At 68.1% G+C, this 25,991-nt stretch carries 20 protein-coding genes and 1 pseudogene; 11 read left to right on the top strand and 10 right to left on the bottom strand.

The features are described 5' to 3' along the window. Nucleotides 1–229: 229 nt before the first annotated feature. Entirely contained in the window at nt 230–2,512 is a 2,283-nt protein-coding gene (locus EO139_RS15375; RefSeq protein WP_126971346.1) for a glycoside hydrolase family 3 N-terminal domain-containing protein, read from the bottom strand. Nucleotides 2,513–2,683: 171 nt separating this feature from the next. Between EO139_RS15375 and EO139_RS15370 the strand changes: the two genes are divergently transcribed. After that, nucleotides 2,684–3,190, top strand: coding sequence for a YetF domain-containing protein (locus EO139_RS15370; RefSeq protein ID WP_119129198.1), 507 nt, complete (start codon nt 2,684–2,686; stop codon nt 3,188–3,190). Nucleotides 3,191–3,276: 86 nt separating this feature from the next. On the opposite strand, the gene EO139_RS15365 is transcribed toward EO139_RS15370, so the two are convergent. Genes EO139_RS15365 through EO139_RS15345 form a run of 5 tightly spaced genes read right to left on the bottom strand, consistent with a single transcriptional unit; the run spans nt 3,277 to nt 11,018 of the window. Beyond that, nucleotides 3,277–4,440, bottom strand: coding sequence for an SGNH/GDSL hydrolase family protein (locus EO139_RS15365; RefSeq protein WP_126971482.1), 1,164 nt, complete (start codon nt 4,438–4,440; stop codon nt 3,277–3,279). Between the two features lie 35 nt (nt 4,441–4,475). Beyond that, nucleotides 4,476–5,228, bottom strand: coding sequence for a glucose 1-dehydrogenase (locus tag EO139_RS15360; RefSeq protein ID WP_126971344.1), 753 nt, complete (start codon nt 5,226–5,228; stop codon nt 4,476–4,478). A gap of 50 nt (nt 5,229–5,278) precedes the next feature. Next, nucleotides 5,279–6,589 carry an MFS transporter gene (locus tag EO139_RS15355; protein WP_126971342.1) on the bottom strand — a complete coding sequence of 437 codons (1,311 nt, stop codon included), beginning with the start codon at nt 6,587–6,589 and terminating at the stop codon, nt 5,279–5,281. Beyond that, nucleotides 6,586–8,829 (bottom strand): oligoalginate lyase, encoded by a 2,244-nt coding sequence (locus EO139_RS15350; RefSeq protein WP_126971340.1) that lies wholly within the window; start codon nt 8,827–8,829, stop codon nt 6,586–6,588. Before EO139_RS15350 ends, EO139_RS15355 begins: the two co-directional genes overlap by 4 nt. Beyond that, entirely contained in the window at nt 8,826–11,018 is a 2,193-nt protein-coding gene (locus EO139_RS15345) for a polysaccharide lyase 6 family protein (RefSeq protein ID WP_241235974.1), read from the bottom strand. The genes EO139_RS15350 and EO139_RS15345 overlap by 4 nt, the downstream gene beginning before the upstream one ends. Before the next feature lie 287 nt (nt 11,019–11,305). On the opposite strand from EO139_RS15345, the gene EO139_RS15340 reads away from it, so the two are divergent. From EO139_RS15340 to EO139_RS15330, 3 genes are all read left to right on the top strand, one after another. After that, nucleotides 11,306–14,167, top strand: a complete 2,862-nt coding sequence (locus EO139_RS15340) for a TonB-dependent receptor (protein ID WP_241235973.1) — start codon at nt 11,306–11,308, stop codon at nt 14,165–14,167. 83 nt (nt 14,168–14,250) lie between these two features. Further along, nucleotides 14,251–14,994 (top strand): FCD domain-containing protein, encoded by a 744-nt coding sequence (locus EO139_RS15335; RefSeq protein ID WP_104532764.1) that lies wholly within the window; start codon nt 14,251–14,253, stop codon nt 14,992–14,994. A 4-nt stretch (nt 14,995–14,998) separates the two neighbouring features. After that, nucleotides 14,999–15,181, top strand: coding sequence for a hypothetical protein (locus tag EO139_RS15330; RefSeq protein WP_126971336.1), 183 nt, complete (start codon nt 14,999–15,001; stop codon nt 15,179–15,181). Nucleotides 15,182–15,256: 75 nt separating this feature from the next. Here the strand turns inward: EO139_RS15330 and EO139_RS15325 are convergent, their stop codons facing one another. From EO139_RS15325 to EO139_RS15315, 3 genes are read right to left on the bottom strand one after another with little or no spacing between them, the layout of a single operon-like run. After that, on the bottom strand, nt 15,257–17,554 hold the full coding sequence (locus EO139_RS15325) for a xanthine dehydrogenase family protein molybdopterin-binding subunit (RefSeq protein WP_126971334.1): 2,298 nt from the start codon (nt 17,552–17,554) through the stop codon (nt 15,257–15,259). Further along, nucleotides 17,551–18,639, bottom strand: a complete 1,089-nt coding sequence (locus EO139_RS15320) for a xanthine dehydrogenase family protein subunit M (protein ID WP_164739875.1) — start codon at nt 18,637–18,639, stop codon at nt 17,551–17,553. Before EO139_RS15320 ends, EO139_RS15325 begins: the two co-directional genes overlap by 4 nt. Further along, entirely contained in the window at nt 18,612–19,190 is a 579-nt protein-coding gene (locus EO139_RS15315; protein WP_115676337.1) for a (2Fe-2S)-binding protein, read from the bottom strand. Before EO139_RS15315 ends, EO139_RS15320 begins: the two co-directional genes overlap by 28 nt. Before the next feature lie 274 nt (nt 19,191–19,464). Between EO139_RS15315 and EO139_RS15310 the strand changes: the two genes are divergently transcribed. From EO139_RS15310 to EO139_RS15295, 4 genes are all read left to right on the top strand, one after another. Further along, the gene (locus EO139_RS15310) at nt 19,465–20,796 is read left to right on the top strand and encodes a DUF763 domain-containing protein (RefSeq protein WP_126971330.1); all 1,332 of its coding nucleotides are present in this window, start codon (nt 19,465–19,467) and stop codon (nt 20,794–20,796) included. Beyond that, nucleotides 20,793–21,383: a GIY-YIG nuclease family protein gene (locus EO139_RS15305; protein WP_126971328.1), complete on the top strand. Its 591-nt coding sequence runs from the start codon at nt 20,793–20,795 to the stop codon at nt 21,381–21,383. The genes EO139_RS15310 and EO139_RS15305 overlap by 4 nt, the downstream gene beginning before the upstream one ends. Nucleotides 21,384–21,452: 69 nt before the next feature. After that, a complete protein-coding gene (locus EO139_RS15300) occupies nt 21,453–21,794 on the top strand; it encodes a cupin domain-containing protein (RefSeq protein WP_126971326.1) in 342 nt (113 codons plus the stop codon). A gap of 149 nt (nt 21,795–21,943) precedes the next feature. Beyond that, nucleotides 21,944–22,588, top strand: coding sequence for a DNA-binding protein (locus EO139_RS15295; RefSeq protein WP_126971324.1), 645 nt, complete (start codon nt 21,944–21,946; stop codon nt 22,586–22,588). Nucleotides 22,589–22,668: 80 nt separating this feature from the next. Here EO139_RS15295 and EO139_RS15290 read toward each other — a convergent pair. Then, a pseudogene (locus EO139_RS15290) lies at nt 22,669–22,992 on the bottom strand (Fic family protein); the annotation flags it as partial. 125 nt (nt 22,993–23,117) lie between these two features. On the opposite strand from EO139_RS15290, the gene lexA reads away from it, so the two are divergent. From lexA to EO139_RS15275, 3 genes are read left to right on the top strand one after another with little or no spacing between them, the layout of a single operon-like run. Then, nucleotides 23,118–23,723: a transcriptional repressor LexA gene (gene lexA / locus EO139_RS15285; protein ID WP_126971320.1), complete on the top strand. Its 606-nt coding sequence runs from the start codon at nt 23,118–23,120 to the stop codon at nt 23,721–23,723. A gap of 1 nt (nt 23,724) precedes the next feature. Continuing rightward, nucleotides 23,725–24,378: a translesion DNA synthesis-associated protein ImuA gene (gene imuA / locus EO139_RS15280; RefSeq protein ID WP_164739239.1), complete on the top strand. Its 654-nt coding sequence runs from the start codon at nt 23,725–23,727 to the stop codon at nt 24,376–24,378. Between the two features lie 9 nt (nt 24,379–24,387). After that, the gene (locus tag EO139_RS15275) at nt 24,388–25,806 is read left to right on the top strand and encodes a DNA polymerase Y family protein (protein ID WP_104582396.1); all 1,419 of its coding nucleotides are present in this window, start codon (nt 24,388–24,390) and stop codon (nt 25,804–25,806) included. Nucleotides 25,807–25,991: the final 185 nt, after the last annotated feature.

Here is a 25,991-nt window from a genome sequence, read left to right as displayed (position 1 = left end):
ATGGTGGGCGGGCAAGGGCCCTGCAGCAACGTCACAGATCAGCCGCTCTGCAGCTGATCTACCCCCACCTGTTCAACCACGCCTGGGCAAGACATCCGGGATGCCACGTCGTAGCCGCATTGGAATTCAGTCAAAAGCTGGGTCAGCCGAAGTCGCTGGACTCTCACCACTAGCAGGACATGCGGTAAATCCATCTCCTTGGTCGGGCCATTCCGAGCGCGATTCGTACTCAGCCCATCAATTCAAAGCTCGCAGACACGCCCTCAGCCTCCGACGAGGGCGCCACCCAGAGATCGAATACGCCAGGCTCTACCGTCGGCTTCAATGCCTGGCCGATAAACAGCAGGTCCTCACGGCGCAACACGAACTCCGCCACCGCGCTGCCGCCCGCCGGCACCGCCAGCTTGCGAAAGTCCTTCAGCTCGCGCACCGGGCGGGTGATGCTGGCGCTGCGGTCGCGGATGTAGAGCTGCGCCACTTCCTCGGCATCGCGGGTGCCGCGGTTGTGGATGCGCGCGCTGATGCGCAGGTTGCCGGTCGCCGCCAGCCGTGCATCGCTCAGGCGCAGCTCGCCGTATTCGATGCGGCCATAGGTCAGGCCATGGCCGAACGGAAACAACGCGGCATTGGGCGCGGTGCGGTAGCGGGTCTTGAACGGTTGCAAGGCATCCGGGCGCGGGTCGGCACGGCCGCTGGGCTTGTGCGCATAGCTATAGGGCACCTGCCCGGCGGTGTGCGGAAAACTCACCGGCAGGCGCCCGGACGGACCGTGCGCGCCGAACAGGATGTCGGCCAGCGCGGCGCCCGATGCCGAGCCCAGGAACCAGCCGACCAGGATCGCCGGTGCCTTGAGTACCGGGCCATCGATCACCAGCGCACGGCCGTTGCTGAGCACCACCACCACCGGCGTGCCGGTGGCCGCCACAGCCGCCAGCAGCGATTGCTGCCCGGAGGGAATGACGATTTCGCTGCGCGACTGCGCTTCGCCGGAGTAGCGCATCGGCTCGCCGATCGCCAGTACCGCCACATCCGCGGATGCCGCTGCGGTGACGGCCGCCTGCACGCCGCCGGGCAGGCCATGTTCGAAGTCGCAGCCTTGCACCACCTGCAGGCTGCCCGGGTCGCGCAGCCGCGCGCGCAGTGCGGTGGCCAGGTCGTTGCCGCTGTCGTCGCCGCCGAACAGGCTCCAGGGGCCGGCACTGTCGGTCCAGTTGCGCGCCATCGGCCCGATCAGCGCGATGCGTTGCCCTTGTGTCTTCAATGGCAGCAGCTCGCCATCGTTCTTGAGCAGCACGATGGATTTGCGTGCCGCCTCGCGTGCCAGCGCCAGTGTTTCGGGGCGCCGCTGCCGTGCCTGTGCGCGTGCCGGCACGATGCGCAGGAACGGATCGTCGAACAATCCAAGCGCGGCCTTGAACTGCAGCACGCGGCGTACCGAGGCATCCAGTTGCGCCATGGTCACCTCGCCGGCGGCCACCAGCGCCGGCAGATGCTGCAGGTACAGCCCGCTCTGCATGCTGATGTCCACACCGGCCAGGAACGCCAGCTTGGCTGCCTCGCGCGCATCGCTGGCGACCCCGTGCCCGATCAGCTCCAGATCGCCGGTGTAGTCGGACACCACCAGACCGCGGTAGTCCCACTCGCCGCGCAGCACCTCGCTCAGCAGCCAGCGATTGGCCGTGGCAGGGATGCCGGCGATCTCGTTGAACGCCGCCATCGTGGTCACTGCGCCGGCATCGAACGCGGCCTGGAACGGCGGGAAATAGACCTCGCGCAGGCTGCGCTCGGAGATGTCGACGGTGTTGTAGTCCAGGCCCGCTTCGGCGGCGCCGTAGGCGGCAAAATGCTTGGGGCAGGCGGCCAGTGCATCGGCATGATCCAGTCCTTCGCCCTGGAAGCCGCGCACGCGTGCCTGCGCAAACCGCCGGCCAAGCAGCACGTCTTCGCCACTGCCTTCCACGCCGCGCCCCCAGCGCGCATCGCGTGCGATATCCACCATCGGTGCGAACGTCCAGTCGATGCCGACTGCGCTGGCTTCCAGTGCGGCGGCGCGCGCGGTGCGTTGCGCCAGCGCCGGCTCGAAGCTGGCGGCCTCGGCCAGCGGCACCGGAAACACCGTGGTGAACCCGTGGATCACATCGGCGGCGAACAGCAGCGGAATCTTCAGCCGGCTCTGCAGCGCGGCCTGCTGCAGTTGCCGGTGCCACAGCACATTGGAGCCATTGAAGATACCGCCCACCCGCCCGGCACGCGCGGCGGCAAGCTGGCCCTCGGCGGTGGGCACGGTGTTGACCGGATTGGCCGCCGCCGCCGCATCGGTCTGCTGCGCCGAACCGGACAGCGTCAGCTGGCCGGCCTTTTCCTCCACGCTCATGCGCGCGATCAACGCATCGATAAAGGCCGGCGCCGCGGCCGCACGCCGCGGCAACGCAAACCCTACCGGCAGCTGTGCCGACAACGCTGCCGACGCGGCACCCAGCAGCAACCCGCGACGTGTGATTCCAGTCCCCATGCCCGCCATCCCCGTGTGTCCAGGCCAGACGCTAACGGATCGCTAGCGAAAAGCCGTGCTGCGGTGCACGAGGGGTGCCGAGTGGTCCGCCGCGGTAACGCTGCGACAGCACGGCCCCTTCACCGTTTGCGCACTAGCGTGCGCCATCGATCAAACCGGTCAGGACACACGATGCTGGACGTGGAAACACGCGTGCGCTTCTACGAAATGATGCACCTGGGCATGCCGTGGTGGGAGTTCGTGCTGCGCGCAGTTGCGGTCTATAGCGTGGTCCTGCTGTTGACGCGCCTGACCGGCAAACGCGCGCTGGGCCAATCCACGCCATTCGACGTGCTGCTGATCGTGCTGCTGGGAACCGCAGTGCAGAACTCGCTGATCGGCGAAGACGTCTCGTTGCTGGGCGGCATGATCCTGGCGGCCACCTTGCTGGTGTTGAACTGGCTGGTGGGCATGGCCACTGCGCGCAGCCGGCGGATCGATACCTGGGTGCAGGGCACCCCGGCGCTGCTGGCGCGTGGCGGGCAGATCTACTGGAAGGAACTGGTCCGCCACAACGTCAGCTACGCCGATTTCGAGGTGGCAAAACGCAAGGCCGATTGCCGCGACGATGCCGATATCGACATGGCGATCCTGGAGACCTCCGGGGAGATCAGCATCCTGAAAAAGCGCCAGAGCTGAAGGCAGGCAAGCGTGCATGCGGCCGCGCCGCCGTATCGCCGTGGCAGCATGCCTGGCGCAGGCGCGTCACCGTGTGGCAAGCCGCCTCAGCGGGCCTTGCAGAACAACGACAGGTCCACTGATTCGGCCATGCGCTGGTAACCGGCATCGTTGGGATGCAGGAAATCGCGGGTCAGCGCGGCGGATAGCCACTCCGGCCTGGCGGGGTCGCGCAACGCGGCGTCGAAGTCGATCACCGCATCGAACGCTTGCCCATCGCGGATGAACCCGTTGAGCGTCTGGCGCGTGGCCGCCGCCACCGGCTCGTAGCGGTCCGAGTTGCCGAACGGGGTCAGCGTGGCACCGATTACGGCGATGCCGTGTTGCTGCAGCCGGGTCACGATCTGGCGATAGCCCAGCACCATGTCGGCAGCAGTGCGGCCGGCAATCGCATCCGGCGGGCCGCTGTGGCGGATGTCGTTGATGCCCTCGAACAGGATCACCTGGTCCACGCCGGGCAGCGCCAGCACGTCGCGATCCAGCCGCGCCAGCGCGCTGGGGCTGCGGCCATCGTCGAGCAGCTTGTTGCCGCTGATGCCGGCGTTGAGCACCACCACGCTGCCGGGGCAACGCTGCTCCAGCCGCCTGGCCAGCAGGGCCGGCCAGTCGCCATTGGCGCCGCGCGTGGCGGTGGCGCCTTCGGTGATCGAATCGCCCAGCGCCACCACCACGGTCTGGCGGGGATGCGGCGGTTGCACGTAGAGGGCGGAGATGACGTTCTGGCGATACGCCAGCGCCTTGCTGTCCGGCACTTCGGCCTGGCCCTTGACCACCCGCACGGCCGTGCGGCGTACCGCCGGCCGCGCCGGCGTGGGGAAATACAGGCTCACCGCCACCTCGGCCAATGCCGGTGCGCTCAGCGGCACCGGGTCGCTGAGCAATACGCCGCCGGGCGGCACGGTGATGGCGGCGCGTCCGTCGAAGCGCAGCGGGTGCGTGTCCCCGGCGCCGCCGAGCAGGCGCGCCGTGCCCGCACCGATCGTCAGCGGGGTGGTGCCCAGCTCGTTGCTGATGCGCACGCGCAGGGCCACCGCCGCACTGCCCAGGCGCATGTCCTGGCGCACCGTTTCATCGGCAAATTGCAGCGGCGTGTCGGCGCCGCCGTCGAGCCGGTCCGGCGTCGCCGAGGCGATCCAGGCCGGCTCCCAGCGGGGTGCCGGGTGCGCAGTGGCCGGGCCTGCCAGCACGACACTCAATGTCGCAGTCATCATCCATCGCCAGACCATGCGCAGAACTCCTTTGTCGATCAGGAAAAGAACACGCCGCCGTTGACGTCCAGGTTGGCGCCGTTGATGAAGCTGGCCGCATCCGATGCCAGGTACAACGCCGCATCGGCGGCTTCCTCCGGGCGGCCTTCGCGCCGCAGCGGGGTGACATTGGCGACGAAGGCGCGTACTTCCGGCTTGGTGAAATCGTCATGGAAGCGGGTGGCGATCATGCCGCAGCACAGTGCGTTGACGCGGATGCCGCGCGGGCCCAGTTCCTTGGCCATTGCGCGCGAGAACGTCATCACCGCCGCCTTGGCGGTGGCATAGATGGCCGCGCCCGGCCCGCCGCCATCGCGCCCGGCAAGCGAGGCGAAATTGACGATCGCGCCGCCTTCGCGCATATGCGGTGCCACCGCCTGGGTGGTCAGGTAGACCGATTTGAGGTTGAGGTCCATCACCTGATGGAAGAAGGCCTCGTCGATATCGGCCAGCGGCTTGCGCGCCAGCATGCCGCCGGCCACGTTGATCAGCACATCGATGTGCTGGCCGAAGGCGGTGCGCGTGGCGGTCAGCAGGCCGGCCACGGCGGTGGCATCGGTGACGTCGGCGCGGTGCAGGATGCCCTGGCCGCCGGCGGCCTGCAGCTGTGCCAGCGTGTCGCGCGCGCTGGCGTCATCGTTGGCGTAGTTGATGCAGACCTTGGCGCCGGCCGCGGCCAGCTTGAGCGAGATGGCGCGGCCGATATCGCGGCCGCCGCCGGTGACGATGGCGACCTTGTCGTGGAAATGCATGCGGGTATGTCCTGTTGGTGTGGGGAAAGCGGAGTAGGCAGCGGGCACGGTCAGGTGCCCGGTGCGTCGAGTCGGTGGATGCGGCCGGTGACCAGCCACAGGGCGGCCAGCGAGGCCGGCACCAGCGCGGCGACCAGGATGAACATCGGTGCGTACGAGGTCGCGGTCATCACCGGGACCAGCCAGGTGGTGATCAGGGTGCCGGCCACCGCGGCCATGCCGCCGATGCCGGCCAGCGAGCCGACCGATTTACCGGCGAACAGATCGCCGGGCAGGGTCTGGATATTGCCGATGGCGATCTGGAAGCCGAACAGCACCGCGGCAATCGTCAGCACCGCCATGCGCGGGTCGGCCGCCTGAACGGCGCCCAGCAGCGCCGGCGCCATGATGGCTCCGCCCAGGGTGATGGTCCATTTGCGCGCGCGGTCCACGCTCCAGCCGGCCGCGATCAGGCGCCCGGACAGCCAGCCGCCGCACAGGCTGCCCAGCATCGCGCCGACGAATGGCACCCAGGCGAACGCACCGATCTGCTTGATGTCGAAGTGGAAGGTCTCGGCCAGGTAGATCGGCAGCCACGACACGAACAGCCACCAGATCGGATCCAGGAAAAACCGCGCCAGCACGATGCCCCAGCTTTGCCGGTGAGACATCAGCTGGCGCAGCGTGGGCAGGTAGGCCGGCGGCGGCGCGCTGCCGGCCTCGGGCGCATCCAGGATCAACGCCCGCTCGGCCGCGTTGACCCAGGGATGCCGGTCCGGCCCGGCACGGTAGATCACCAGCCACGGCAGCAACCAGAGCATGCCCAGCACGCCGACCAGCACGAACGTGCCCTTCCAGCCGAACGACAGGAACAGCAGCGCGATCAGCGGTGCCGAGACGATCGCGCCGATGGAGGCGCCGGCATTGAAGATGCCCTGCGCCAGCGCACGCTCGCGGGCGGGAAACCATTCCGCATTGGCCTTGACCGCGCCCGGCCAGGCGCCGGCTTCGCTGATGCCCAGCAGTGCGCGCACCACCGAGAACGCCATGATGGAGTGGGTGATGGCATGCAGCGCAATGGAGAGCGACCACACCGCGATGGACAAGGCAAAGCCGAGCCGGGTGCCGATGATGTCGAACAGCCGCCCGAACACGAACTGCCCGGCGGCATAGAACAGCATGAAGATGGTGACCAGCAGCGCGTAGTCTTCCTTGGTGGCGCCGATGTCGCGCGAGATCGCCGGCCACATCACCGCCAGCGCGTTGCGGTCGATGTAGTTGATCACCGTGGCCACCGCGATCAGCGCCACGATCAGCCAGCGCACCGCCGAGCGCTTGCCTGCGGGGCGCGTGGGTGTGGTGGAGGTGGAGTCGGTGCTCATTTTTCACCTGCAGCGCGATCGAAGCGCGCGTAACCGCCGCGCCAGCGGTAGTGCTGGCCTCCGGCCTGCACCTGGTGGGCGCGTTGTGCATCGGCGTCGTCGGCCACCGCCAGCGCGATGCGCTGGCCGCCGACCAGGGTGAGCACGATCACCTCGGCATCGTCGCCGCGCACGCGCTCGATGGCGCGGATGCGGCTGTCGGCGCCATGCACGTATTCGGCGGTGCCGTTGTATTCGCCATGCGGTTCCAGCACGCCGAAGAAGCTGACGTTCGCCTGCCCATCGACACGCTGGATCAGCGCCGGTTCGCGGCGCAGGTTGAAGTCCGGATCGTTGGCGCCGCTTTCCACCAGCAGCGCACGCGCAGGCGCGCTGCTGCCGAAGCGGTAGCTGTAGAAGCGGCCGGCGAGCAGCCAGCTCAGGCTGCGCGTGTCGGTGCTCGCGTCGCTGGAGGCGTCCACCCACAGGTGCTGATAGCCGTTGGCCTTGCCCAGCACCGGGCGTTGCGTCAGTGCGCGCTCTGCGGTGAAGCCGACCTGCATGATCTGCCCGTTGAAGTGCAGCGGCAGGTCGTAGCGTGCCGGCGCGCTGCCGCTGACGCGCAGCAGGTCGACCACCACCGGCAGGCGCAGCTGCGGGTGCGACAGCAGCGCCTGGGTGCGGGTGAAGCTGACCCCGTCGTAGGCTTGCTGCATGCGTGCCGAGGCGATCCGGGTGTCGGCACTGCTGGCGAACAGCAGCTGCGTCGGCGCATGCTGCTCGCCCACTTTCCAGTCGCCGTTGAAGTGGCTGGTCTCGTTCACCACCAGCGTGTTGTGCGCGATGGTCTGCTTGGCCCAGCTGCTGTTTTCCGGCAGATAGATGCCGCCGGCCTTGGCTTCCACGTTCAGGAAACGCGCCGCGCCGTAGTCGGTGACCACGCGCTGGCCGTTGTCGTAGAACAGCCAGTTCAACTTGTCGAAATGACCGTGGCCCATGCCTTGCGAGGTGTTCTTCATCACCAGCGTCTGGCCGTCGTCGCCGCCGCTACGCAGGATCGCCAGCGCGCCCTGGTCGCCCTGTGCGCCATCGCGCAGCAACACGCTGCCGAAGGCGAACGGTTGGGCGCGGTCCTGCGCGAGCGCGCTGGCCACGGCCAGGCCTTCGGGGGTGAGCAGCACGCGGCGCTGGCGTTGTGCGATGGACAGCAGTTGCGCATCGTGGGTCTGCGCGTAGGCGATGCCGATGCCGGCCACCAGTTCCTCGGTGTCCAGGCCCTTGTCGAGGATGGCATCGTTGATCGGGAAGAAATAGCCGCCGTAGCTGCTCTGCACCAGGCTGTTTACGGCCTTCAGCAGCACGCCGTCGCGGCGCTGGAAGATGCGTTGCTGCGGCTGGTTGCGCGCGATCGCATTGGCGAACAGCACGAATGGCGCCAAGGCATAGCGTTGGTAATACGGGCCTTCGGCGTAGTAGCCGTCCGGCGAGAACAACTGGTCCACCTGCGCCAGGAAGCCGGCCTTGCCATCGCGCTTGCTGCCGCGCAGCGCCTTGTCCACCAGCGCCTGGTCGCGGAGCACATAGCCGGTCATGCCGACGGCGGCCACCGCCCAGGTGGCGTGGTTGTGGATCTTGTCGAAGTTGTCTGCGCTTTCGTCGCACAAAAAGTGCGCCATGCGCGCGAACACGTCGCGATCGATGGTGGCGCGGTCCTGCGCGCTGAGCGTGTCGCGGATGGCGTCGTAGCCCTGGCTTGCGTAGACCAGCCACACCGAGTCGTTCAAGGACTGCCAGAACAGCCGTCCCGGCACCTGGCCGCGCCCGGCGGGGTGTGCGCCCAGCGTGGGATACAGGCGCGCGTAGGCCAGCAACACGTCGCGCGCATAGTCGGCATAGGCGCGGTCGCCGGTGAGCCGGTACAGCGCGCCGGCTGCCTGGATGGCCTGGTAATTGCGCTTGTGCTGCTCATGGCTGGCGCCGCCGCCGGGGTCCCTGGGCACCGGCACGTCCACCCCGGCCCGCATCGCCGCGCGCACGCTGGCTTGTGCGCGTGCCTGTTCGCGGGCGAACACCGGCAGCCTGGCGCCATCGCTGGCCATGGCGCGCCATTGCTGGGCGGTGACCAGCACCGGTGCGGCGTCGGTGGCGCGCGGTTGCGGCTGCGCCGCTGGCTCGGCCGCCGGTGACGGCGCGGCGATGCAGGGCAGGGCGCTGCCGGCGCCGACCAGGACCAGCAGCAACAGGCGGGTGGAACGGGTCATAGCAGGGGCTCCGCTGCGTCGGCATGCAACGCCGGGGTGCGGACGAACCGGTTGCCGCTGGCGATCAGGTGGGGCGTGCCGGTGGTGGGTTGCGCCAGGATCGCGGCGCTGTCGACGAAGCGGTTGTTGCGCAGCGCGACGCGCTGCACGCCGTGCAGGCGCAGCGACGCATCCGCAGCGCGGCCGACCTGCGTGAAGTGCGAGTCGCTCAGCTGCAGCACCGGGCCGAAGGTGCTTTCATCGCGGCCGCCGCGATACAGGTCCAGCACCGGCCCGGCGACGCGGTGAAACTGCGACTGCTGCACCGTCACCTGTTCGACGTTGTAGGTGCCACGGTCGTCGGTCTCGGCGCGTGCGGACAGCACCCGGCCGGAGACGTCTTCGACCAGTAGCCGGTCCAGCAGGATGTGGTCGGCCAGGCTGCCCTTGCCGAGCGCGATCACATCGAAGCCGGGCTGGGCGTCCAGATGATGCAGGTGGGTGTCCCGCAGCGTGAGCTGGTACTGCGCCACGGCGGTGCCGGGGCTGGTGCGGATCACTGCGTTGCCCGGCTGTGCGGGCGCGGCGCGGCCGTCGATCTCGAGCCGGGCCAGGCTGAGTGTGCCGCCGGGCGCGATCTGGAACAGCGCCGGCTGCGAAAATCGGATCCGCGCACGCCCGTGTTGCGGGCCTTCCAGCGTCAGTGGCCGGTCCACGTCGAGGATGTCATCGACCTGGTAGCGCCCTGCATCCAGCTGCAGGCGATCGCCGGGGGCGGCGTGCGCCACGGCGTCGGTCAGGCTGGTCGGGCCCGGCCGCACGCGCGTACGGCGGCCGCTGTCGGCCACCGCCTGCGGCGCCTGCTTGGGATACCAGCTCACGCCCACCTGGTCGCGTGCGATGTAGCTCAGCGCCGGGTTGGCGCCGACGCCGGTGGCATTGTCGGCGACCAGCAAGCCGGTGCTGGCACGGGTCATCGTCACCTGGCGGCTGTCGACGCCGCCGGGCAGGCGGGTGGATGCCAGCGGGCCTTGCAGGTTGCCGGCAAACGCGATGCCGGACAGATCGCCCAGCACGCGCACCGGGTCGCTGGCGGACACGATCAGGTTGCCGGCAAAGCGGCTGTTGATCGGCGCGGCGGTGCGCTCGGCATCCATGCCGGCACCGAAGAACAGCTGGTTGACGCTGACGAAGGTATTGCGCTCGATGCGCGCCTGGTCCACCTGCACGTAGCGGTTGGCGGGCGAATTGGGCACCCCGTACATGATGCTCAGCGCCGACGAATAGCCATCCCCGGCCAGGTTTTCCAGGTAGTTGTGGCGCACGGTCTGCCGGCGGTTGATCACGCGGATGCCGCCGGTGTTGGCCTTGCCGTCGCCGAAGAACACGTTGCGCTCGACCAGGTTGCCATCGCCATGCCGCAGCACCAGCGCGCCGCGCGATTGCTTGAACACATTGCCGCGGTAGGTGTTGCCGCCGGACTTGTTGGAGACCACCTCCACCTCGCCGTCGCAGCCTTCGAACCAGTTGTTGTCCACCACCGAGTTGGAGGCGCTGTCGGCATCGCTGCTGGTGCCGATGCGCAGCGTCTCGCCGCCATTGGCGCCCAGGTTGGGGCGTGGCCCGAACCAGTTGTGGTCGATGCGATGGCGATTGTCCAGGCCCTGGGTGGCGTCGCGCACCACCACCAGGGTGGGGCCGGCATTGGTCTTGCCGACCAGCTGGTTGTGGTCGAAGCGGTTGTCGCTGTCGTACAGCGCCACCCAGTTGTCCGAATCGTTGCGGGTGGGCTTGCTGAAGCCGTCCACCACCACCCGGGTGATGCGGCTGTGGCGCGCGCGTTCCTTGCTGGAGATGCGGTACGACAGCACCGCATCGCCCGGGCCGTGGCCGTCGCGGAACACCAGGTCCGACACCACCAGGTAGGTGCCGGCCATGCGCAGGTCGGAGGTGCCGCTGATGATCACCTTGCCGGGCGTCTGCGCGGTGAGGGTGATCGGCTGCTCGGCGGTGCCTTGCCCGCGCAGCACGATGGCGAAATCCCGCCACTGCCCATCGGCCAGCACGATGCGATCGCCGGCACGCAGCGCGGCCGCTGCCACGGCGTATTCGCTCTGGTCGTGCACCAGGTACGAGGTGGCCTGGGCCGAGCCGATCCAGGCGGGCGCGCACAGCAGCAACAGGCAGGCAAGGGAAACGGGGGATCGCATCGGGATGCTCCTGGACGCTGGCGCGTCGGTGATGGCCGAGGGTAACAGTGCAGGCTGGATCGTCAACCAAAAGAGTAGTCCAGTTGGTTGCTATTGAAGCTCGGGAAACACTGAATGTCATGCTGCGTACGCACAAAAAATTGCCCCAAAATTGGCCTAGATAGGTGGCTCGATCGGTAAATCAAAGAAATGATTGACTTGCCACGGATCCGCATGGAATCTCCACCGCGCTCGGTTTCGAGCATCCTTTGGGAGGAGGAATTGTGCGATACACAGAATTAGTCCAATTGCGTATACCAGTTAGCTGGACCGTCTTGGCGCAGGCACTGCTGGGCGCTGTTGCGCTGGCCAGCACACACGTGGCCATGGCCCAGCAGACCGATGCTGCCCAGTCGCCGCCCCAGCAGGCGCCCACCACGCTGGACCAGGTCAAGGTCACCGGCATCCGCAGCTCGATCCAGTCATCCATCGACAGCAAGCGCGAGCAGACGGTGGTGGCCGACGTGCTGTCGGCCGAGGACATCGGCGATCTGCCGGCGCTGTCGATCGGCGAGGCGATCGAGACCATCACCGGAGCGGCCACGCACCGCGAAAAGGGCGGCGCGTCGGAGATTTCCATCCGTGGCTTGGGGCCGTTCCTGGGCTCGGCCACCTTCAACGGGCGCGAGGCCAGCAACGGCAGCGGCGACCGCTCGGTGAACTTCAACCAGTTCCCCTCCGAACTCATCAATACCGTGGCGATCTACAAGACCCAGCGCGCCGATTTCGTCGAAGGCGGCATCGCCGGCACGGTCAACATGCAGACCGTGCGGCCGCTGGAATTCGGCAAGCGCCGCGTGCAGCTGGACGGGCGGGCGACCTATGCCGACGGCGACAGCAAGCTGCGCGACGCCGATGGCGTGGGCTGGCGCGGCACCGTCAGCTACCTGGACCAGTTCGACCTGCGCGGGGCCGGCAAGCTGGGGGTCTCGCTCGGCCTGCAGCGGCTGGAAGGCACCAACCCGGAAGAGGTGATGAGCAGCAGCTCCACCTGGACGGCCTGCAACGCCAACGAGGTGGTGGGCGCCAGCCGCAACTGCACCGCCGTGACCCCGGCGCAGGTGCAGGCGGGCACGCCGTACTACCTGGCGCCCGGCAGTCGCGTGTACCGCCAGATCAGCGAACACGATCAACGCGATGCCGCCTTCGCGGCGCTGCAATGGCGGCCGTTCGACGGCCTGGACGTGGCTTTGGATTACCAGGACTCGCAGCGCACCGTCACCGAAGACCGCGCCGAGCTCAATTTCTCCGAGACCTTGCGCAACCTCAACAACCGCCAGGTGGGCGACAACGGCGCCTTGCTCGGCCATACCGGCAGCAGTACGGTCGAATCCTCCACCGACTACAAGGTGCGCGACGAGCAGTACCGCGGTGGCGGGCTGCGCGTGGAATGGCGCCCGAACGCGGCCTGGATGCTGTCCACCGACCTGTCGTATTCGCGCACCGAGCGCAGCGAGATCGACCGCATGATGCGGCTGCGCTCCAATGCCACCGACATCAACGGCAACCGCGTGCCCGGGATCAACGGGCAGCGCGTGGACTACACCTATACCTATGCCGGCGATGTGCCGGGGATCGTGGTCGATCCTGCGTTCGACCTGAACAACCCGGACAATTTCAGCGCGGCCGCGCGTGCGCGCCGCGACGAGTTGCGCCGCGAGCACACCATCCGGGCCTGGCGCTTCGATGGCGCCTTCACCCCGGAAGGCGGGCTGCTCACCTCCATCAAGGGCGGCGTGCGCCTGTCCGAGGCGACCTACCGCGACCTGGACGACCGCGTCGAGCGCAACGTCACCGATGCGGCCACGATCCGCGCCGCCAACCTGGCCTGCCGGCAACCGTTCCCGCAGGAGGATTTCCTCTCCGGCGCCAGCGGCAACACCATCCAGCAATGGGCCACCTTCGACAGCCGCTGTCTGTTCGGCGCCATTACCGGCGTGGACGACACCGGCCGCAATGCCGACCCGCGCGGCACCGCCGACGCCGACGTGGAAGAAAAGACCCGCGCGCTGTACGTGATGGGCGAATTTGCCAGCACGCTGTTCGGGTTGCCGCTGGATGGCAACCTGGGCGTGCGCTGGGTGCGCACCGATGTGAGCTCGGTGGGATTGCGCGGCGAGCTGGACGTCATCGACAACCCCGACGGCACCATCCAGCTGGTGGAAACCGGACGCTTCGCCGCGCAGACGGTGCGCGCGTCCAACCGCGTGTTCCTGCCCAGCTTCAACGCCAACATCGGCCTGACCGACCAGACCCAGCTGCGCTTGGGGCTGTACCGGGCCATGGCCCGCCCGGATCTGGTGGCGCTGTCTGCCGGGCGCACCTTCATCCTGGAACCGGGGACCGAGTTCACGACCGTCGGCGAGGCGATCGGCAGCATCACCGCCACCGGCAACCCGCGCACGCGGCCGCTGCTGTCGTCCAATGCGGACGTGTCGCTGGAGTGGTACCCCAATGCCGATTCCCTGCTTAGCGCCGCGGTCTACTACAAGCAGTTCACCGGGGGCGCGGTGCCCACGGTGGTGGACGAACGCTTCGTCATCGACGGCACGTCGGTGGTGGTGCCGGTGGTGCAGGACGTCACCACCCGGCAGAAGAGCGATCTCACCGGGCTGGAGCTGACCGGCACCCACCGCTTCTCCTACCTGCCGGCGCCGTTCGACGGCCTGGGCGTCAAGCTCAGCTACAACTACGCCGATTCCAACTACAAGACCCAGGATCTGCGCCTGGGCGACCAGGTCGATCCGGCGACCGGGCTGGTGAGCGGCGGCATCGTCGCGCCGGCCAATATCTTCGGCCTGTCGCGGCACGTGTTCTCCGGCCAGCTGTATTACGCCATCGGCGCGGTCGACCTGCAGGCCATCTACAAGTACCGCTCGGAGTATTTCCAGAAGTTCGTCGGTGCCCCGGCGCAGAACCGCTACGTGCGCGACAGCGGCACCCTGGACCTGCGTGCCAGCTACCGTTTCAATGCGCAGCTGTCGGTGTCGCTGGAGGCGTCCAACCTGACCAACGAGCCACGGATCTCCGACATGCCGGTGCCCGGCAGCTTCCGTGAGTACAACACCTACGGGCGACGCTATTATTTGGGGGTGCGCTACCGGTTCTAGCGTCGCCACCGGCGCGGTTTCCGCCGCGCCACCTGTCCGGCACCCGCGTGCCGGGCCGATCACCTTGAGGGTTTGAGTCGCCGATGTCCGAAAACCGCCTGTACCACTCCGTTGCCGCCAAGATCCGCGCGTTGATCGACACGGGCGAATTCCCGGTCGGCTCGCGCCTGCCGGGCGAACGCGAGTTGGCCGAGCGCTTCGGCGTCAGCCGCGTGACCGTGCGCGAGGCCGAGATCGCACTGGAGGCGCAGGGCCGCATCGTGATCAAGATCGGCTCGGGCGTGTACGTCAAGCCACGCCTGGCCTCGGACGAGGGCGCCTTGCCGGATGTCAGCGCGTTCGAGCTGACCGCCGCGCGCGCGGTGATCGAGGCGGAAGCGGCCGCGTTGGCGGCCAGCCACATCACCGATGCGGAGCTGGATGAATTGAATGGCATGATCCAGGCGCTGTCGGCGCCTGGGCTCAGCGATGCGGCCGCCGCCGACTACGACCGCGCCTTCCATCTGGCGATCGCGCGGATCAGCGGCAACCCGGTGGTGGCGCACTGCGTGCAGCTGATCTGGCGCATGCGCAACGAGTTGCCGCGCGTGCGCGAGGTGTACGCGCGGGTCTGCCACGACGACGGCGCCACCCGTGTGGACGAACACACCGCCATCCTGCAGGCCCTGCAGCAACGCGACCCGATGGCGGCACGCACGGCCATGCGCAACCACTTCCAGCGCCTGTTCGAATCCATGCTGGAGGCGACCGAGAACGATGCCCTGGCGGAGATCCGCCGCCGCACCCAGCAGGACCGCGCGCATTTTCTGGCGGCCACGCGCACCTGAGTGCATGGCATGGTCGGTTGGGCGCAATGCGTCCACCGCCAGCGGCACTTTTGTGCCGCTGACGCTGGATTCTGCGAAAGACCCATCCTCCAATCAGCTGGACGCGCCGTCTGTCCTGTTCGGCACCACCGACGCGCGGCTGACCGGATTGTTGCGCCTGCGGTTGCCGCAGACGCTGCAGCGATGACACGCTGCTGGCGCGTCCGCCCTCAGGCAGATGGCTCTACCTGAGGGGCGCGCGCGGGCACCTGCAGTGCAGGCCTCAGTCCGCCATCACCTTGTCCGGCGTCATCGGGGTACTGCGGATGCGCTTGCCGGTGGCATGGAAGATCGCATTGCAGATCGCCGCCGAGACGCCGACCAGGCCGATCTCGCCCACGCCCTTGGCACCCAGGCTGCTGACGATGCGGTCGTCCTCGTCGGCGAAGATCACATCGATGTCGTGGATGTCGGCATTGGCCGAGACGTGATACATCGCAAAATCGTGATTCATGAAACGGCCGAAGCGGTGATCGGACTGGGTATGTTCGTGCAGCGCCTGGCCGATGCCCCAGACCACGCCGCCGACGATCTGGCTGCGCGCGGTGATCGGGTTAAGGATGCGCCCGGCCGCCACGGCGCTGACCACGCGGATGACCCGCACCGTGCCGAGCTCCTCGTCCACCCGTACTTCCACGAACACCGCACCATGGGTGGCACGGGTGTAGTTGCGTTGCTTGAGCACATTGGGCAGCAGCAGGAACTTGTCTTCGATCTGTTCCAGCTGGGAAGCACGCAATACCTCGGTCAGGGCGATGGTGGTGCCGGCGTCGGCGCGCAACGCCAGCGTGCCATCGGCAAAGACCACCTCGTCCAGCTTGGCCTTGGTGAAGCGCGAATTCGGTAACGCCTGCGCCAGCCGCAGCAGCCGCGCGCGCAATTTGCCGCACACGCCATCCACCGCCGAGCCCACCGTGGTCACGTGCGAGGAGCCGCCTTCGATTGGTGCCACCGGCAGCGTCGAATCGCCCAGCTGGAAGGTGACCTGTTCCAGCGGCAGGCCCAGTGCTTCGGCCGCGATCATCGCCATCACCGTATAGGTGCCGGTGCCGATATCGCTGGCTGCGCTGCTCACCACCAGCCGGCCATCGGCGTGCAGCACCGCGTGCGCGCGCGCAAACATCTGCATCGCATCCCATTGCCCGGTGGCCATGCCCCAGCCCACCCATTCGTTGCCTTCCTTGCGTGCGCGCGGCTGCAACGGGCGCTGCGCCCAGCCGAAGCGCTCGGCGCCTTGCTGGTAGCACGCGCGCAGTGCCTTGGTGGAGTAGGGCTTGTCGTCGGCCGGGTTGACCTCGGCGTAGTTCTTCAGGCGCAGCGCCAGCGGATCCATGCCCAGCTCATAAGACAGCTCGTCCATTGCCACTTCCAGCGCATGCACGCCGTGTGCGGCGCCGGGGGCGCGCATGTCCATCGGGCTGAACTGGTCCAGGCTCACCAAGTTGTAGCCCAGATGCACGTTGTCGCAGGCATACAGCTGCCCGCTCCAGTTGACCACCACCTCGACGTAGTCCTCGATCCGCGAGGTCTCGGCGATGGCCTCGTGCCAGATCGCCTGTAGGCGGCCATCGCGGTCGGCACCGAGCTTGAGCCGCTGCAGCGTCTCGGGGCGATGGCCAAAGGTGAACATCTGTTGCCGCGTCAGCACCACGCGTACCGAGCGGTCCAGCAGGATCGAGGCCATCACGGCAAGCGGCAACTGATACTGCGGTCGCAGCCCGGAGCCGAAGGCGCCGCCCACGTACGGATTGCGCACGGTGACCTTGCGCTTGCTCAGGCCGAACACATGCGAGACATACCAGCGGCTGTTCTGCGAGCCCTGGGTCTTGTCGTAGATGGTGAAGTGGCCATCGGCGTCGCGGATCACCGTGGAGGCGAACAGCTCCATCGGATTGTGGTGCTCCACGCCGCTGTAATAGTCGGCCTGCACCTGGACGGCGGCATTGGAGAAGGCGCTGTCCGGCTCGCCCTTGTCCTTGGGTGGTGGCGAGAAACCGGCCTTCATGGCCTTGGGCTTGTGCGCACGGTCCAGGTTGGTCATCAGGTTGGTGTCGTGCGGGTCCTGCAGCAGTTCCACTTCCACCAGGTGGGCCGCGTGGCGCGCCGCTTCAAAAGTTTCGGCCACCACCAGCGCGATCGGCTGGCCGCTGTACAGGATCTTGTTGTCGTACAAGGGGCGGAACGGCGAACCGGCCGGTGCGGTCATGTCCTTGTAGAACACGTCCATGCCGCGCATATGCGGGCGGTTTTCATGGGTGACGATCTCCAGCACGCCGGGCACCGCGCGTGCGGCGGCAAGATGGAAGGCGACGATCTCGCCCTTGGCGATGCTGCTGTTGACCACCACGCCGTAGGCCAGATCCGCCACCGGCCATTCGGCGGCATAGCGCGCCTGGCCGGTGACCTTGGCGCGTCCGTCGATGCGGGTGACGCCGGTGCCGGTGGGGCGATAGCCGGTACCGCTGTCGGCAACCGGCGGGCTCAGGTCGTTGTCGGGTAGATCGGTGCTGCGTGCGTTCATGGCGCTTCCTCCAGCGCGCTGGTTCGCCCGCGGTTGTCGATGGTGCCCTCGCGGGCGACGTCCAGGGCACGCACGATCGCGCGGCGTGCCAGCGGCAGCTTGAAGGCGTTGTTGCCTTGCGGTTGCGCACCTTGCAGCAGGGCATCGGCCAGGCTGCCGAAGCTGCCGGCCGTGGCCGGCTTGCCCACCAGCTGCGCCTCGGCGTCGGGATTGCGCCAGGGCTTGTGCGCCACGCCGCCCAGGGCAACGCGCACCTCGCGGATGCTGCCGTCCTCGGCCAGATCCAGCGCGGCGGCCACCGACACCAGCGCGAATGCATACGACAGCCGCTCGCGGATCTTCAGGTAGGCACTATGCGCGACGAAACGCTGCGCATCGGGCAGGTCGATATGCACGATCAGCTCGTCCGGGGCCAGCGTGCTGTCCAGCTCCGGGTGCTCGCCGGGCAGGCGGTGGAACTGCGCGAACGGGATGTCGCGCTCGCCATTGGGGCCTTGCACGTGCACCACCGCGTCCAGCGCAGCCAGCGCCACGCACATGTCCGACGGATGCGTTGCAATGCACTGCGCGCTGGCGCCGAGGATGGCGTTGTAGGTGGTGAGCCCGCCGATGGCCGAGCAGCCGGTACCGGGCTCGCGCTTGTTGCATGGGGTAGCGTGGTCGTAGAAATACAGGCAGCGCGTGCGCTGCAGCAGGTTGCCGCCGTTGCTGGCCATGTTGCGGATCTGCGGCGAGGCGCCGGCCAGGATCGCCGCGCTCAGCAAGGGGTAACGCGTTTCCACGTCCGGGTGGTAAGCAGTGTCGGCGTTGCGCGCGAGCGCGCCCAGGCGCAGGCCGCCATCGGGTTGGCTGGTGATGCTGTCCAGCGGCAGGCGATTGATGTCGACCAGGCTAGCCGGCCGCATCAACTGCAGTTTCATCAGGTCGGTGAGATTGGTGCCGCCGGCGATCAGGCGCACCGGGGCTTCGGCAGGCACCGGGTGCGGGTCGCTGCCACGCACCGACAACGCAGTGAGGGCCGCATCGACGGAGTCCGCGCGCGTGTAGGTAAGCGGAATCATGCCGGCACCGTCCCTGGGGTCCATGGCGTGGCGGCGCTGTCGCTGCTGTCGCTGGGCTTGCCCATGACCTGCATCACCGCATCGGTGATCTGCGGATAGGCGCCGCAGCGGCACAGGTTGCCGCTCATCAGTTCGCGCACCTGGTCGCGATCATGCGCCTTACCTTCCTTGATCAGGCCCACCGCCGAACACAACTGCCCGGGCGTGCAATAGCCGCACTGGAAGGCGTCGTTGTCGATGAAGGCGCGCTGCAGCGGATGCAGCTGGTCACCCTCGGCCAGGCCTTCGACGGTGGTGATCTCGGCGCCGTCCTGCATGACGGCAAGCGTCAGGCAGCTGTTGATGCGGCGCCCATCGACCAGCACCGTGCAGGCACCGCACTGGCCGTGGTCGCAGCCTTTCTTGGTGCCGGTGAGGTCGAGCCGGTCGCGCAACAGGTCGAGCAGGCTGACCCAGGCTTCGAGCTGCAATTGGTAAGGCTGACCATTGATGCGCAGGTTGACCGGGTAGGTCGGCGCAGCAGTGGTGGCGGTGGCCGGCGCCGTGTCACGGGCTGCGGCGGGAGTGGCATTCATGCGAGCCCCGTGGCGATGGCTGAGAGGGCCTTCACCTTGACCACGCGACGGTCAACGCAGGGTGTAGGCAATGCGGTGATGGTGTTCACATCGGTACGTGGGTGATGCCCGGACATGTGCGGCACTGCGCGATGGCAATGGGCCGAGCTCGCCGCGCCGGCGCCAGCGGCCAGCTGGAACTGAACTCGTCAGTTGCGCGTTATTGCGGTCCACGCCAATCGCACGGCGTGCGACGGCGGTCTCGGTATCCTGTGCAGATGACGACGAGGTTGCAATGAGCCGGCGCGGCGGCAGTGCCGATCTTCCGCTGCATGGCGGGCGCGTACCGCGCTGGTTGGGTGAGCGGATGACGCGCCTGGGCACGGTGATGTGCGAGGCGATCGTGCACACCTATGGGCGCGATGAATTGTTGCGGCGGCTTGCGCATCCGTTCTGGTTCCAGTCCTTTGGCGCGGTGATGGGGATGGACTGGCATTCCTCCGGCATCACCACCAGCGTGATGGGCGCACTCAAGCGCGGGCTCACGCCGTTGTCCGGCGAACTCGGCATCCATGTCTGCGGTGGGCGCGGGCGGCACTCGCGCGCAACGCCGGCCGAATTGCTTGCGGTAGGCGATGGGGTCGGGCTGGATGGCGCTGCGCTGGCGCGGGCCAGTCGCCTGGTGGCCAAGGTGGACAGCGCCGCGGTGCAGGATGGCTTCGACCTGTATCTGCACAGTTTCATCGTCAGCGACGACGGGCGCTGGGTGGTGGTGCAGCAGGGCATGAACGGGCAACGCAAGCAGGCGCGCCGCTATCACTGGTTGTCGGAAGGGCTGAGCAGTTTTGTGGATGCGCCGCATGCGGCCATCGACGGGCCGCAGCAGGGCAATATCGTCAACCTGGCCGACCATCGTGCCGCTGCCGCGCGTGCGGCGCAGGTGGCGTTGTTGCAGACGCTGCCGCCGGATCGCCTTGCCCGTGAGTGGCAACGCATCGACGCCGCGCAGGCACCGGTTGCGCCTGCTGTGGCGCAGGCGCCGGTCACCGGTGACCTGTTTGCAGGCCAGGGCTGGGACCCCGCGCAGCAACCGCATCTGGGCATGCCCGGCCATCACGACGTGCGCAGCGAAAACGTGATCACCCGCCGGCTGCACGCCAGCCTGGCGGCTGCGGCCGAGTGCGGCCCCGCCGATTTCACCGCGCTGTTGCAGGTGCCGGGCGTGGGCGCGCGCACCGTGCGTTCGCTGGCGATGGTGGCCGAGGTGTTGCATGGCACCCCGTGTCGTTTCAGCGACCCGGCGCGCTTTTCGCTTGCCCACGGCGGCAAGGACCGGCATCCGTTCCCGGTGCCCACGCGCGTGTTCGATCACACCATCGGCGTGCTCAAGCAGGCGATGCAGCAGGCCCGGCTCGGCAACGAGGAGCGGCTGCAGGCCATCGCGCGGCTGGATGCGCAGGCACGTCGGCTGGAGGCCGGCGCACGCGGTCCGTCGGTGGAGGCGTATATCGCGCAGGAGCGTGTGGATGCGCACCGCTATGGCGGGCGCAGCGTGTTCGGTTGGGAGCAGCCGGTCGAGGCTCATCAACCGCGTGAGTCGCAGGCGCAGCGCAAGGCAGGCCAATGAGCGCGCAACTGCGCCGTGGCAAGGTGGCCATCGACGGCCGCTGCTTCACCTATGTGTTCCCGTGCCGGTGGGAAGACCATTGCAAGATCGGCTTTTCGCGCGACCCGCTGGGCCGCATCGGCAGCCTGCATCCGCGCTGGTTTGCGTTCTTCGACCTGGAGCGCGGCGTGCTGGTGGAAGCCGAGCGCGAACGCGATGCGCGGGATCTGGAACTGCAACTGCGCCGGCCCCTGGGTGAGCACAACGCACCGGCCCCATTGGCGATTCGCAGTGCGGCGGGCGGGCACACCGAATGGTTTCGTGGTGTGGGGGAGGTGCTCGAGGTGGCAGTGGCGCAGCTGGAGCAGCAGGGATATCGCGTGTTCGCACTCCAGGCCTGGCTGCAGGCGGCAATGGCCCAGCGGATCGATCGCCTGTACGACTGGTCGCTGCTGCAGTTGAGCCAGGATGAACTCGACGGCGTCACCGGGCCCACCGCAGCGCAACAGATGCTGCGCGATGTGCTGGATGGCTACCGCGCACTGGAGCTGCCACTGCAGGCGCATCTGCCCGATGTGATCTGGGACTGGTACTGCCGCAGCCAATAGCCAAGTGCATTGCCGCCGCCTTGACGTGTGCGGCGACAGCATCGGCGCAACCGATGAGGAGACGCGCGCATGCAGTACGCAACGCTGGAATTGAGCAACCCCTTCAAGGTGCTGTTTTCGATGCGCCAGGTGCAGGCGGCGGAAATGGTGATGGCACCGGGCGATCGCGAGGGTGGCCCGGACAATCGCCATCGCGGCGCCGACCAATGGCTGTTCGTGGTGGACGGCACGGGCGAGGCCATCGTGGATGGCCACACGCAGGCATTGCAGGCCGGCAGCCTGATCGCGATCGAGCGTGGCCAGGCGCACGAGATTCGCAATACCGGTGACACGCCGCTGAAGACGGTCAACTTCTATCACCCGCCGGCCTACGATGCGCAGGGCGAGCCATTGCCGGCAGGCGAAGGCTGACAAGCAACGCGATGGATGCAGGCTGGCAGCGTGCTGTTCAACGGCATGCTGTTCAACGGCGTGCTGTTCAACCGCCAGTGCGTTGTCGACCATGCGTTGACGTGGCGGTTGCTTACATCGGCACGTCACAACGCACCGGGAGCATCCCCATGCCAGAAGCCAAGACGCGGCGCGCGGCCGCCCAGGACAAGCGCGAGGGCAAGTCGGCCAGTACCCAGGCCGGCGAATACGTCAAAGAAGAAATCGACCACGTGCGCGAAGGCAAGCATGGTGCCAAGAGCACCAGGCAGGCAATTGCGATTGGCCTGTCCAAGGCGCGCCGCGATGGCGTGGATGCCAAGCCGTCCAAGAGCGCCTCCAGGAGCACCAGGAAAAAGGCGGCGCAGGACAGCGAGGCGGCCAAGAAGACCACCGCCAAGACCGTAGACAAGACCACCCGCAAAGCGACCAAGCAGACGGCGAAAAAGGCCACCAAGAAGGCCACCACCAAGAAGGCCACCAAGAAGACGACGAAACAGGCGGCCAAAAAAGCCACCAAGAAGACCTCGCCCACGCGGTCGGCAGGCGCCAAGAAGGCCTTGAAGACGGCCAGCAAGAAGACCACCGCCAAGCAGGTTGCCGGCACCCAGGCGCTGTCGCGCCAGGCCAGGAGTGCAGCGGCCAAACGCAGTTCCAGCAGCCGCTCGGCAGCGGCCAAGAAAGCTGCCAAGACCAAGGGGCCTGGCGTGCGCAAGGCTGCCGCCAGGAAAGCGGCGGCGACGCGGAAGCGGCCAGCGAGCACGCGCGAGAGCTGATCGATGCTGCTGCCGTCTTGGGCGCCCGACGAGAGGGCGGGCGCCTGGCCACGCGCGATGTCCCAGCGCCCCGAGGTTCTTCAGAGCAAGGTTCTTGAGAGTGAGCCTGCGCCGCGACCTCGGCGGTAGTGCGCCGCAGGTGGGTGGATCCGCTCCTGCTGCCGGGGTTGCACGGGCGGCCGCAATCAATTGGCAAAGGCAGGTGCTTCAATCGTGCCGTCGGCCAGCCCGGTGTAGCTGCCGTAAAGCTCCGGATCGTCGGCTGACAGCGCAGCGCCATTGAGCACGATGACGGTTTCGCCGGCGACCGCAGCCGTGCGCTTGTTGCCATCCCCAAACGGATGCGTGCGCGGTAAGCCAGGCGCAAGCTCAGCGGCCCGCGCGGCCAGATTCGGCGCTGGGTCGTATCCGGCCGGTCGCAGGCCGGTCCTGGCTGAAGCGGCTCAGCAACCTGCACGGGCCAATCTCGCCTGCTGCGACAGATAGGTGTACAAATGTACACCTTGCCCCGTCCGGCCGCTGCACTCCCATGGAACCTCTCTCTCCCAAACGTCTGGCCGTGCTGGCTTTCCTGCAGGAGCAGGCCCACGCAGGGGTGTCGCCCAGCCTGGCCGAGATTGCGCAGGCATTCGGGTTCGCCTCGCGCAATGCCGCGCAAAAGCACGTGCAGGCGCTGGCCGAGGCCGGCTTGATCGAGCTGCTGCCCAATCAGAAGCGGGGCATCCGCATGCCGGGCGGCGCCGCGCGCGATGCGTTGCTGGCCTTGCCGGTGCTGGGGCGGGTGGCGGCCGGCGTGCCAATCGGGGCGGATATCGGCCTGGACCGGCAGCTGTGGCTGGACCGTGCGCTGTTTTCGTTGCTCCCGGACTATCTGCTGCAGGTGCAAGGCGATTCGATGATCGACGACGGCATCCTGGACGGCGATCTGGTCGGCGTGCATCGCAGCAGCGAGGCGCGCGATGGGCAGATCGTGGTGGCGCGGGTGGATGGCGAAATCACCATCAAGCGGCTGGAGCGTGGTGCCGAACGCATCCGCCTGCTGCCGCGCAACCGCGCGCATGCGCCGATCGTGGTGGCCGCCGATGCCGACTTCGCGATCGAAGGGCTGTACTGCGGTCTGATCCGGCAGGGTTGAGATGAGCCAGGAGCCCGCGCGCATCAGGCAGGACGGCAACGCGGCAGTCGCCCTGCCGCTGGACGCCTTGCTGGCCGCACGCACGGTATGGCGCGCAGGTCACGGCACCGCCATCGCCCATGGCGGCGAATCCACCGGGCATGCGGCACTGGACGCATTGCTGCCCGATGGCGGCTGGCCGCGGCGGGCACTGACCGAGTTGCTGCTGCCCGCGCACGGCGTGGGCGAGATCGCGCTGCTGTTGCCCACGCTGGCGCGCATGACCGGCGCCAGCAGCCGGGTGGTGCTGGTGGCGCCGCCGTTCATTCCCTATGCGCCGGCCTGGCAGGCGGGCGGGGTGGTGCTGGACCATCTGGAAGTGGTGCAGGCCGAGCCGCGCGATGCCTTGTGGGCGTTCGAACAATGCCTGCGCAGCGGCGCCTGCGCGGCGGTACTGGGCTGGCCGCAGACCGGCGATGCGCGCGCATTGCGGCGACTGCAGGTCGCCGCCGACAGCGGCAACTGTTGCGCGTTTGCGCTGCGCGATCGCAAGCATGCGGTCAATGCATCGCCGGCGGCATTACGGCTGGAATTTCTGCCCGAGCGCGATGCCTGGCAGGTGCGCAAGTGCCGCGGCGGGCAGGTCCCGTCGCAGCCGTTGCGGCTGGCGCATTGAGGCGCGCGCATGTTGTGGGCCTGCATCTTGCTGCCGCAGCTGGCGCTGGACGCCGTCCTTCGGCGCCTGGAAGAGCCTGACGCACCGCTGGTGCTGGTGGAAGGGCCGGCGCAGTTGCGCAGCCTGCATTCGGTCAATCCAGCGGCGTCCGCCGCCGGCCTGAAAGCCGGCATGCGGCTGTCGGCGGCGCATGCGCTGATGGCCACTGTGCGCACCATCGACTACGAGGCGCAGGCCGAGGCGCGCACCCAGCGGTTTCTTGCGGCGTGGGCATACCGGCACAGTTCGCTGGTGAGCCAGCAATGGTCGCGTGCCATCGTGCTGGAGGCCGGCGCCAGTTTTCAACTGTTCGGGCCGTGGCCGCGTTTCGAGCGTCGGCTGCGCGATGAACTGCAGGCCTTGGGCTTCCAGCACCGGCTTGCCCTGGCACCGACACCGCGCGCCGCGCGCGTACTGGCCGGTTTGCGCGATGGCATGGTGGTGACGCAGTTGCCGGCCTTGCACGCCACGCTGGACCAGGTGCCGGTACGCCGCGCTGCGTTGCCGGGCGATGCCGGCGAGCGCCTGCAACACATGGGCGTGCGCACGCTGGCGGCGGTGCGCGCGTTGCCGCGCGATGGGCTGCGCCGGCGGTTCGGTGCGGGCCTGCTCGAGCATCTGGACCGCCTCTACGGCCAGGTCGATGACCCCCTGGAGTGTTACGCACCACCGGATCACTTCGACCAGCGGGTGGAACTCGGCTACGAGGTGGAAATGCATCCGGCGCTGTTGTTCCCGCTGCGGCGTTTGATCGGCGATCTGTGCACCTACCTGTCCATCCGCGATGGCGGCGTGCAACGGTTCCTGCTGCGGCTGGAACACGAAGAAGGCGCCACCGATGTCGAGATCGGCCTGCTGACGCCGGAACGGGCGCCGACGCTGTTGTTCGAGCTTGCGCGCAACCGGCTGGAGCGGGTGGAGATCCCGCGGCCGGTGGTGGCGATGCGCCTGCTGGCGCGGCAGCTGCCGCCGTTCGTGCCGGCCATGCGCGATCTGTTCGATCAACGTGCGCAGCAATCGGTGGAGTGGCCGCAGCTGCGCGAGCGCCTGCGTGCGCGGCTCGGCGACGAGGCGGTGTATCGCGTACTGCCGGCCGACGACCCGCGCCCGGAACGCGCCTGGCGGCGCGCCATTGGCGATGCGGTGCGCGAAACCGGTGCGCCGCCACGTCCGCCGCGCCCGACCTGGCTGCTGCCGCAACCGGTGCCCCTGCACGAGACCCAGCTGCGCATCGTCTCCGGGCCGGAGCGGCTGGAAAGCGGCTGGTGGGACGACGACGAGGCGCGTCGCGATTACTACGTGGTGGAAACCGCGCGCGGGCGGCAGGCCTGGGTGTTTGCCGCACCAGGCCGTGTCGATGGCTGGATGCTGCACGGGTGGTTTGCATGATCCGCCCCATCCCCTTGCAGCACCGGCGCACTGCCTGCCGGGCCGGTCGCGGCAGCGGTGGCGCAGGCGCCCAATGTCGCGCAGCGAAGCGGCAACGGCAACGGCAACGGCAACGGCAACGGCAACGCATCGACCTGCAGCGCACTGGAAAACCCGTGCACTGGCAGCGCGAGGCTGACGGCGTG

The sequence above is a fragment of the Xanthomonas sp. BRIP62411 genome, from assembly GCF_003993525.1.
GTDB lineage: Bacteria > Pseudomonadota > Gammaproteobacteria > Xanthomonadales > Xanthomonadaceae > Xanthomonas > Xanthomonas euroxanthea.
The sequence above is the reverse complement of the archived record's forward strand: the minus strand, read 5'-3'. Positions and strand labels throughout refer to the sequence as shown.

Excerpts from the sequence above, each read along its gene's own strand:
- EO139_RS15375 (WP_126971346.1), bottom strand. The coding sequence starts at position 2,512 with ATGGGGACTGGAATCACACGTCGCGGGTTGCTGCTGGGTGCCGCGTCG.
- EO139_RS15370 (WP_119129198.1), top strand. The coding sequence starts at position 2,684 with ATGCTGGACGTGGAAACACGCGTGCGCTTCTACGAAATGATGCACCTG.
- EO139_RS15365 (WP_126971482.1), bottom strand. The coding sequence starts at position 4,440 with ATGATGACTGCGACATTGAGTGTCGTGCTGGCAGGCCCGGCCACTGCG.
- EO139_RS15360 (WP_126971344.1), bottom strand. The coding sequence starts at position 5,228 with ATGCATTTCCACGACAAGGTCGCCATCGTCACCGGCGGCGGCCGCGAT.
- EO139_RS15355 (WP_126971342.1), bottom strand. The coding sequence starts at position 6,589 with ATGAGCACCGACTCCACCTCCACCACACCCACGCGCCCCGCAGGCAAG.
- EO139_RS15350 (WP_126971340.1), bottom strand. The coding sequence starts at position 8,829 with ATGACCCGTTCCACCCGCCTGTTGCTGCTGGTCCTGGTCGGCGCCGGC.
- EO139_RS15345 (WP_241235974.1), bottom strand. The coding sequence starts at position 11,018 with ATGCGATCCCCCGTTTCCCTTGCCTGCCTGTTGCTGCTGTGCGCGCCC.
- EO139_RS15335 (WP_104532764.1), top strand. The coding sequence starts at position 14,251 with ATGTCCGAAAACCGCCTGTACCACTCCGTTGCCGCCAAGATCCGCGCG.
- EO139_RS15330 (WP_126971336.1), top strand. The coding sequence starts at position 14,999 with ATGGCATGGTCGGTTGGGCGCAATGCGTCCACCGCCAGCGGCACTTTT.
- EO139_RS15325 (WP_126971334.1), bottom strand. The coding sequence starts at position 17,554 with ATGAACGCACGCAGCACCGATCTACCCGACAACGACCTGAGCCCGCCG.
- EO139_RS15320 (WP_164739875.1), bottom strand. The coding sequence starts at position 18,639 with ATGGACCCCAGGGACGGTGCCGGCATGATTCCGCTTACCTACACGCGC.
- EO139_RS15315 (WP_115676337.1), bottom strand. The coding sequence starts at position 19,190 with ATGAATGCCACTCCCGCCGCAGCCCGTGACACGGCGCCGGCCACCGCC.
- EO139_RS15310 (WP_126971330.1), top strand. The coding sequence starts at position 19,465 with ATGAGCCGGCGCGGCGGCAGTGCCGATCTTCCGCTGCATGGCGGGCGC.
- EO139_RS15305 (WP_126971328.1), top strand. The coding sequence starts at position 20,793 with ATGAGCGCGCAACTGCGCCGTGGCAAGGTGGCCATCGACGGCCGCTGC.
- EO139_RS15300 (WP_126971326.1), top strand. The coding sequence starts at position 21,453 with ATGCAGTACGCAACGCTGGAATTGAGCAACCCCTTCAAGGTGCTGTTT.
- EO139_RS15295 (WP_126971324.1), top strand. The coding sequence starts at position 21,944 with ATGCCAGAAGCCAAGACGCGGCGCGCGGCCGCCCAGGACAAGCGCGAG.
- lexA (WP_126971320.1), top strand. The coding sequence starts at position 23,118 with ATGGAACCTCTCTCTCCCAAACGTCTGGCCGTGCTGGCTTTCCTGCAG.
- imuA (WP_164739239.1), top strand. The coding sequence starts at position 23,725 with ATGAGCCAGGAGCCCGCGCGCATCAGGCAGGACGGCAACGCGGCAGTC.
- EO139_RS15275 (WP_104582396.1), top strand. The coding sequence starts at position 24,388 with ATGTTGTGGGCCTGCATCTTGCTGCCGCAGCTGGCGCTGGACGCCGTC.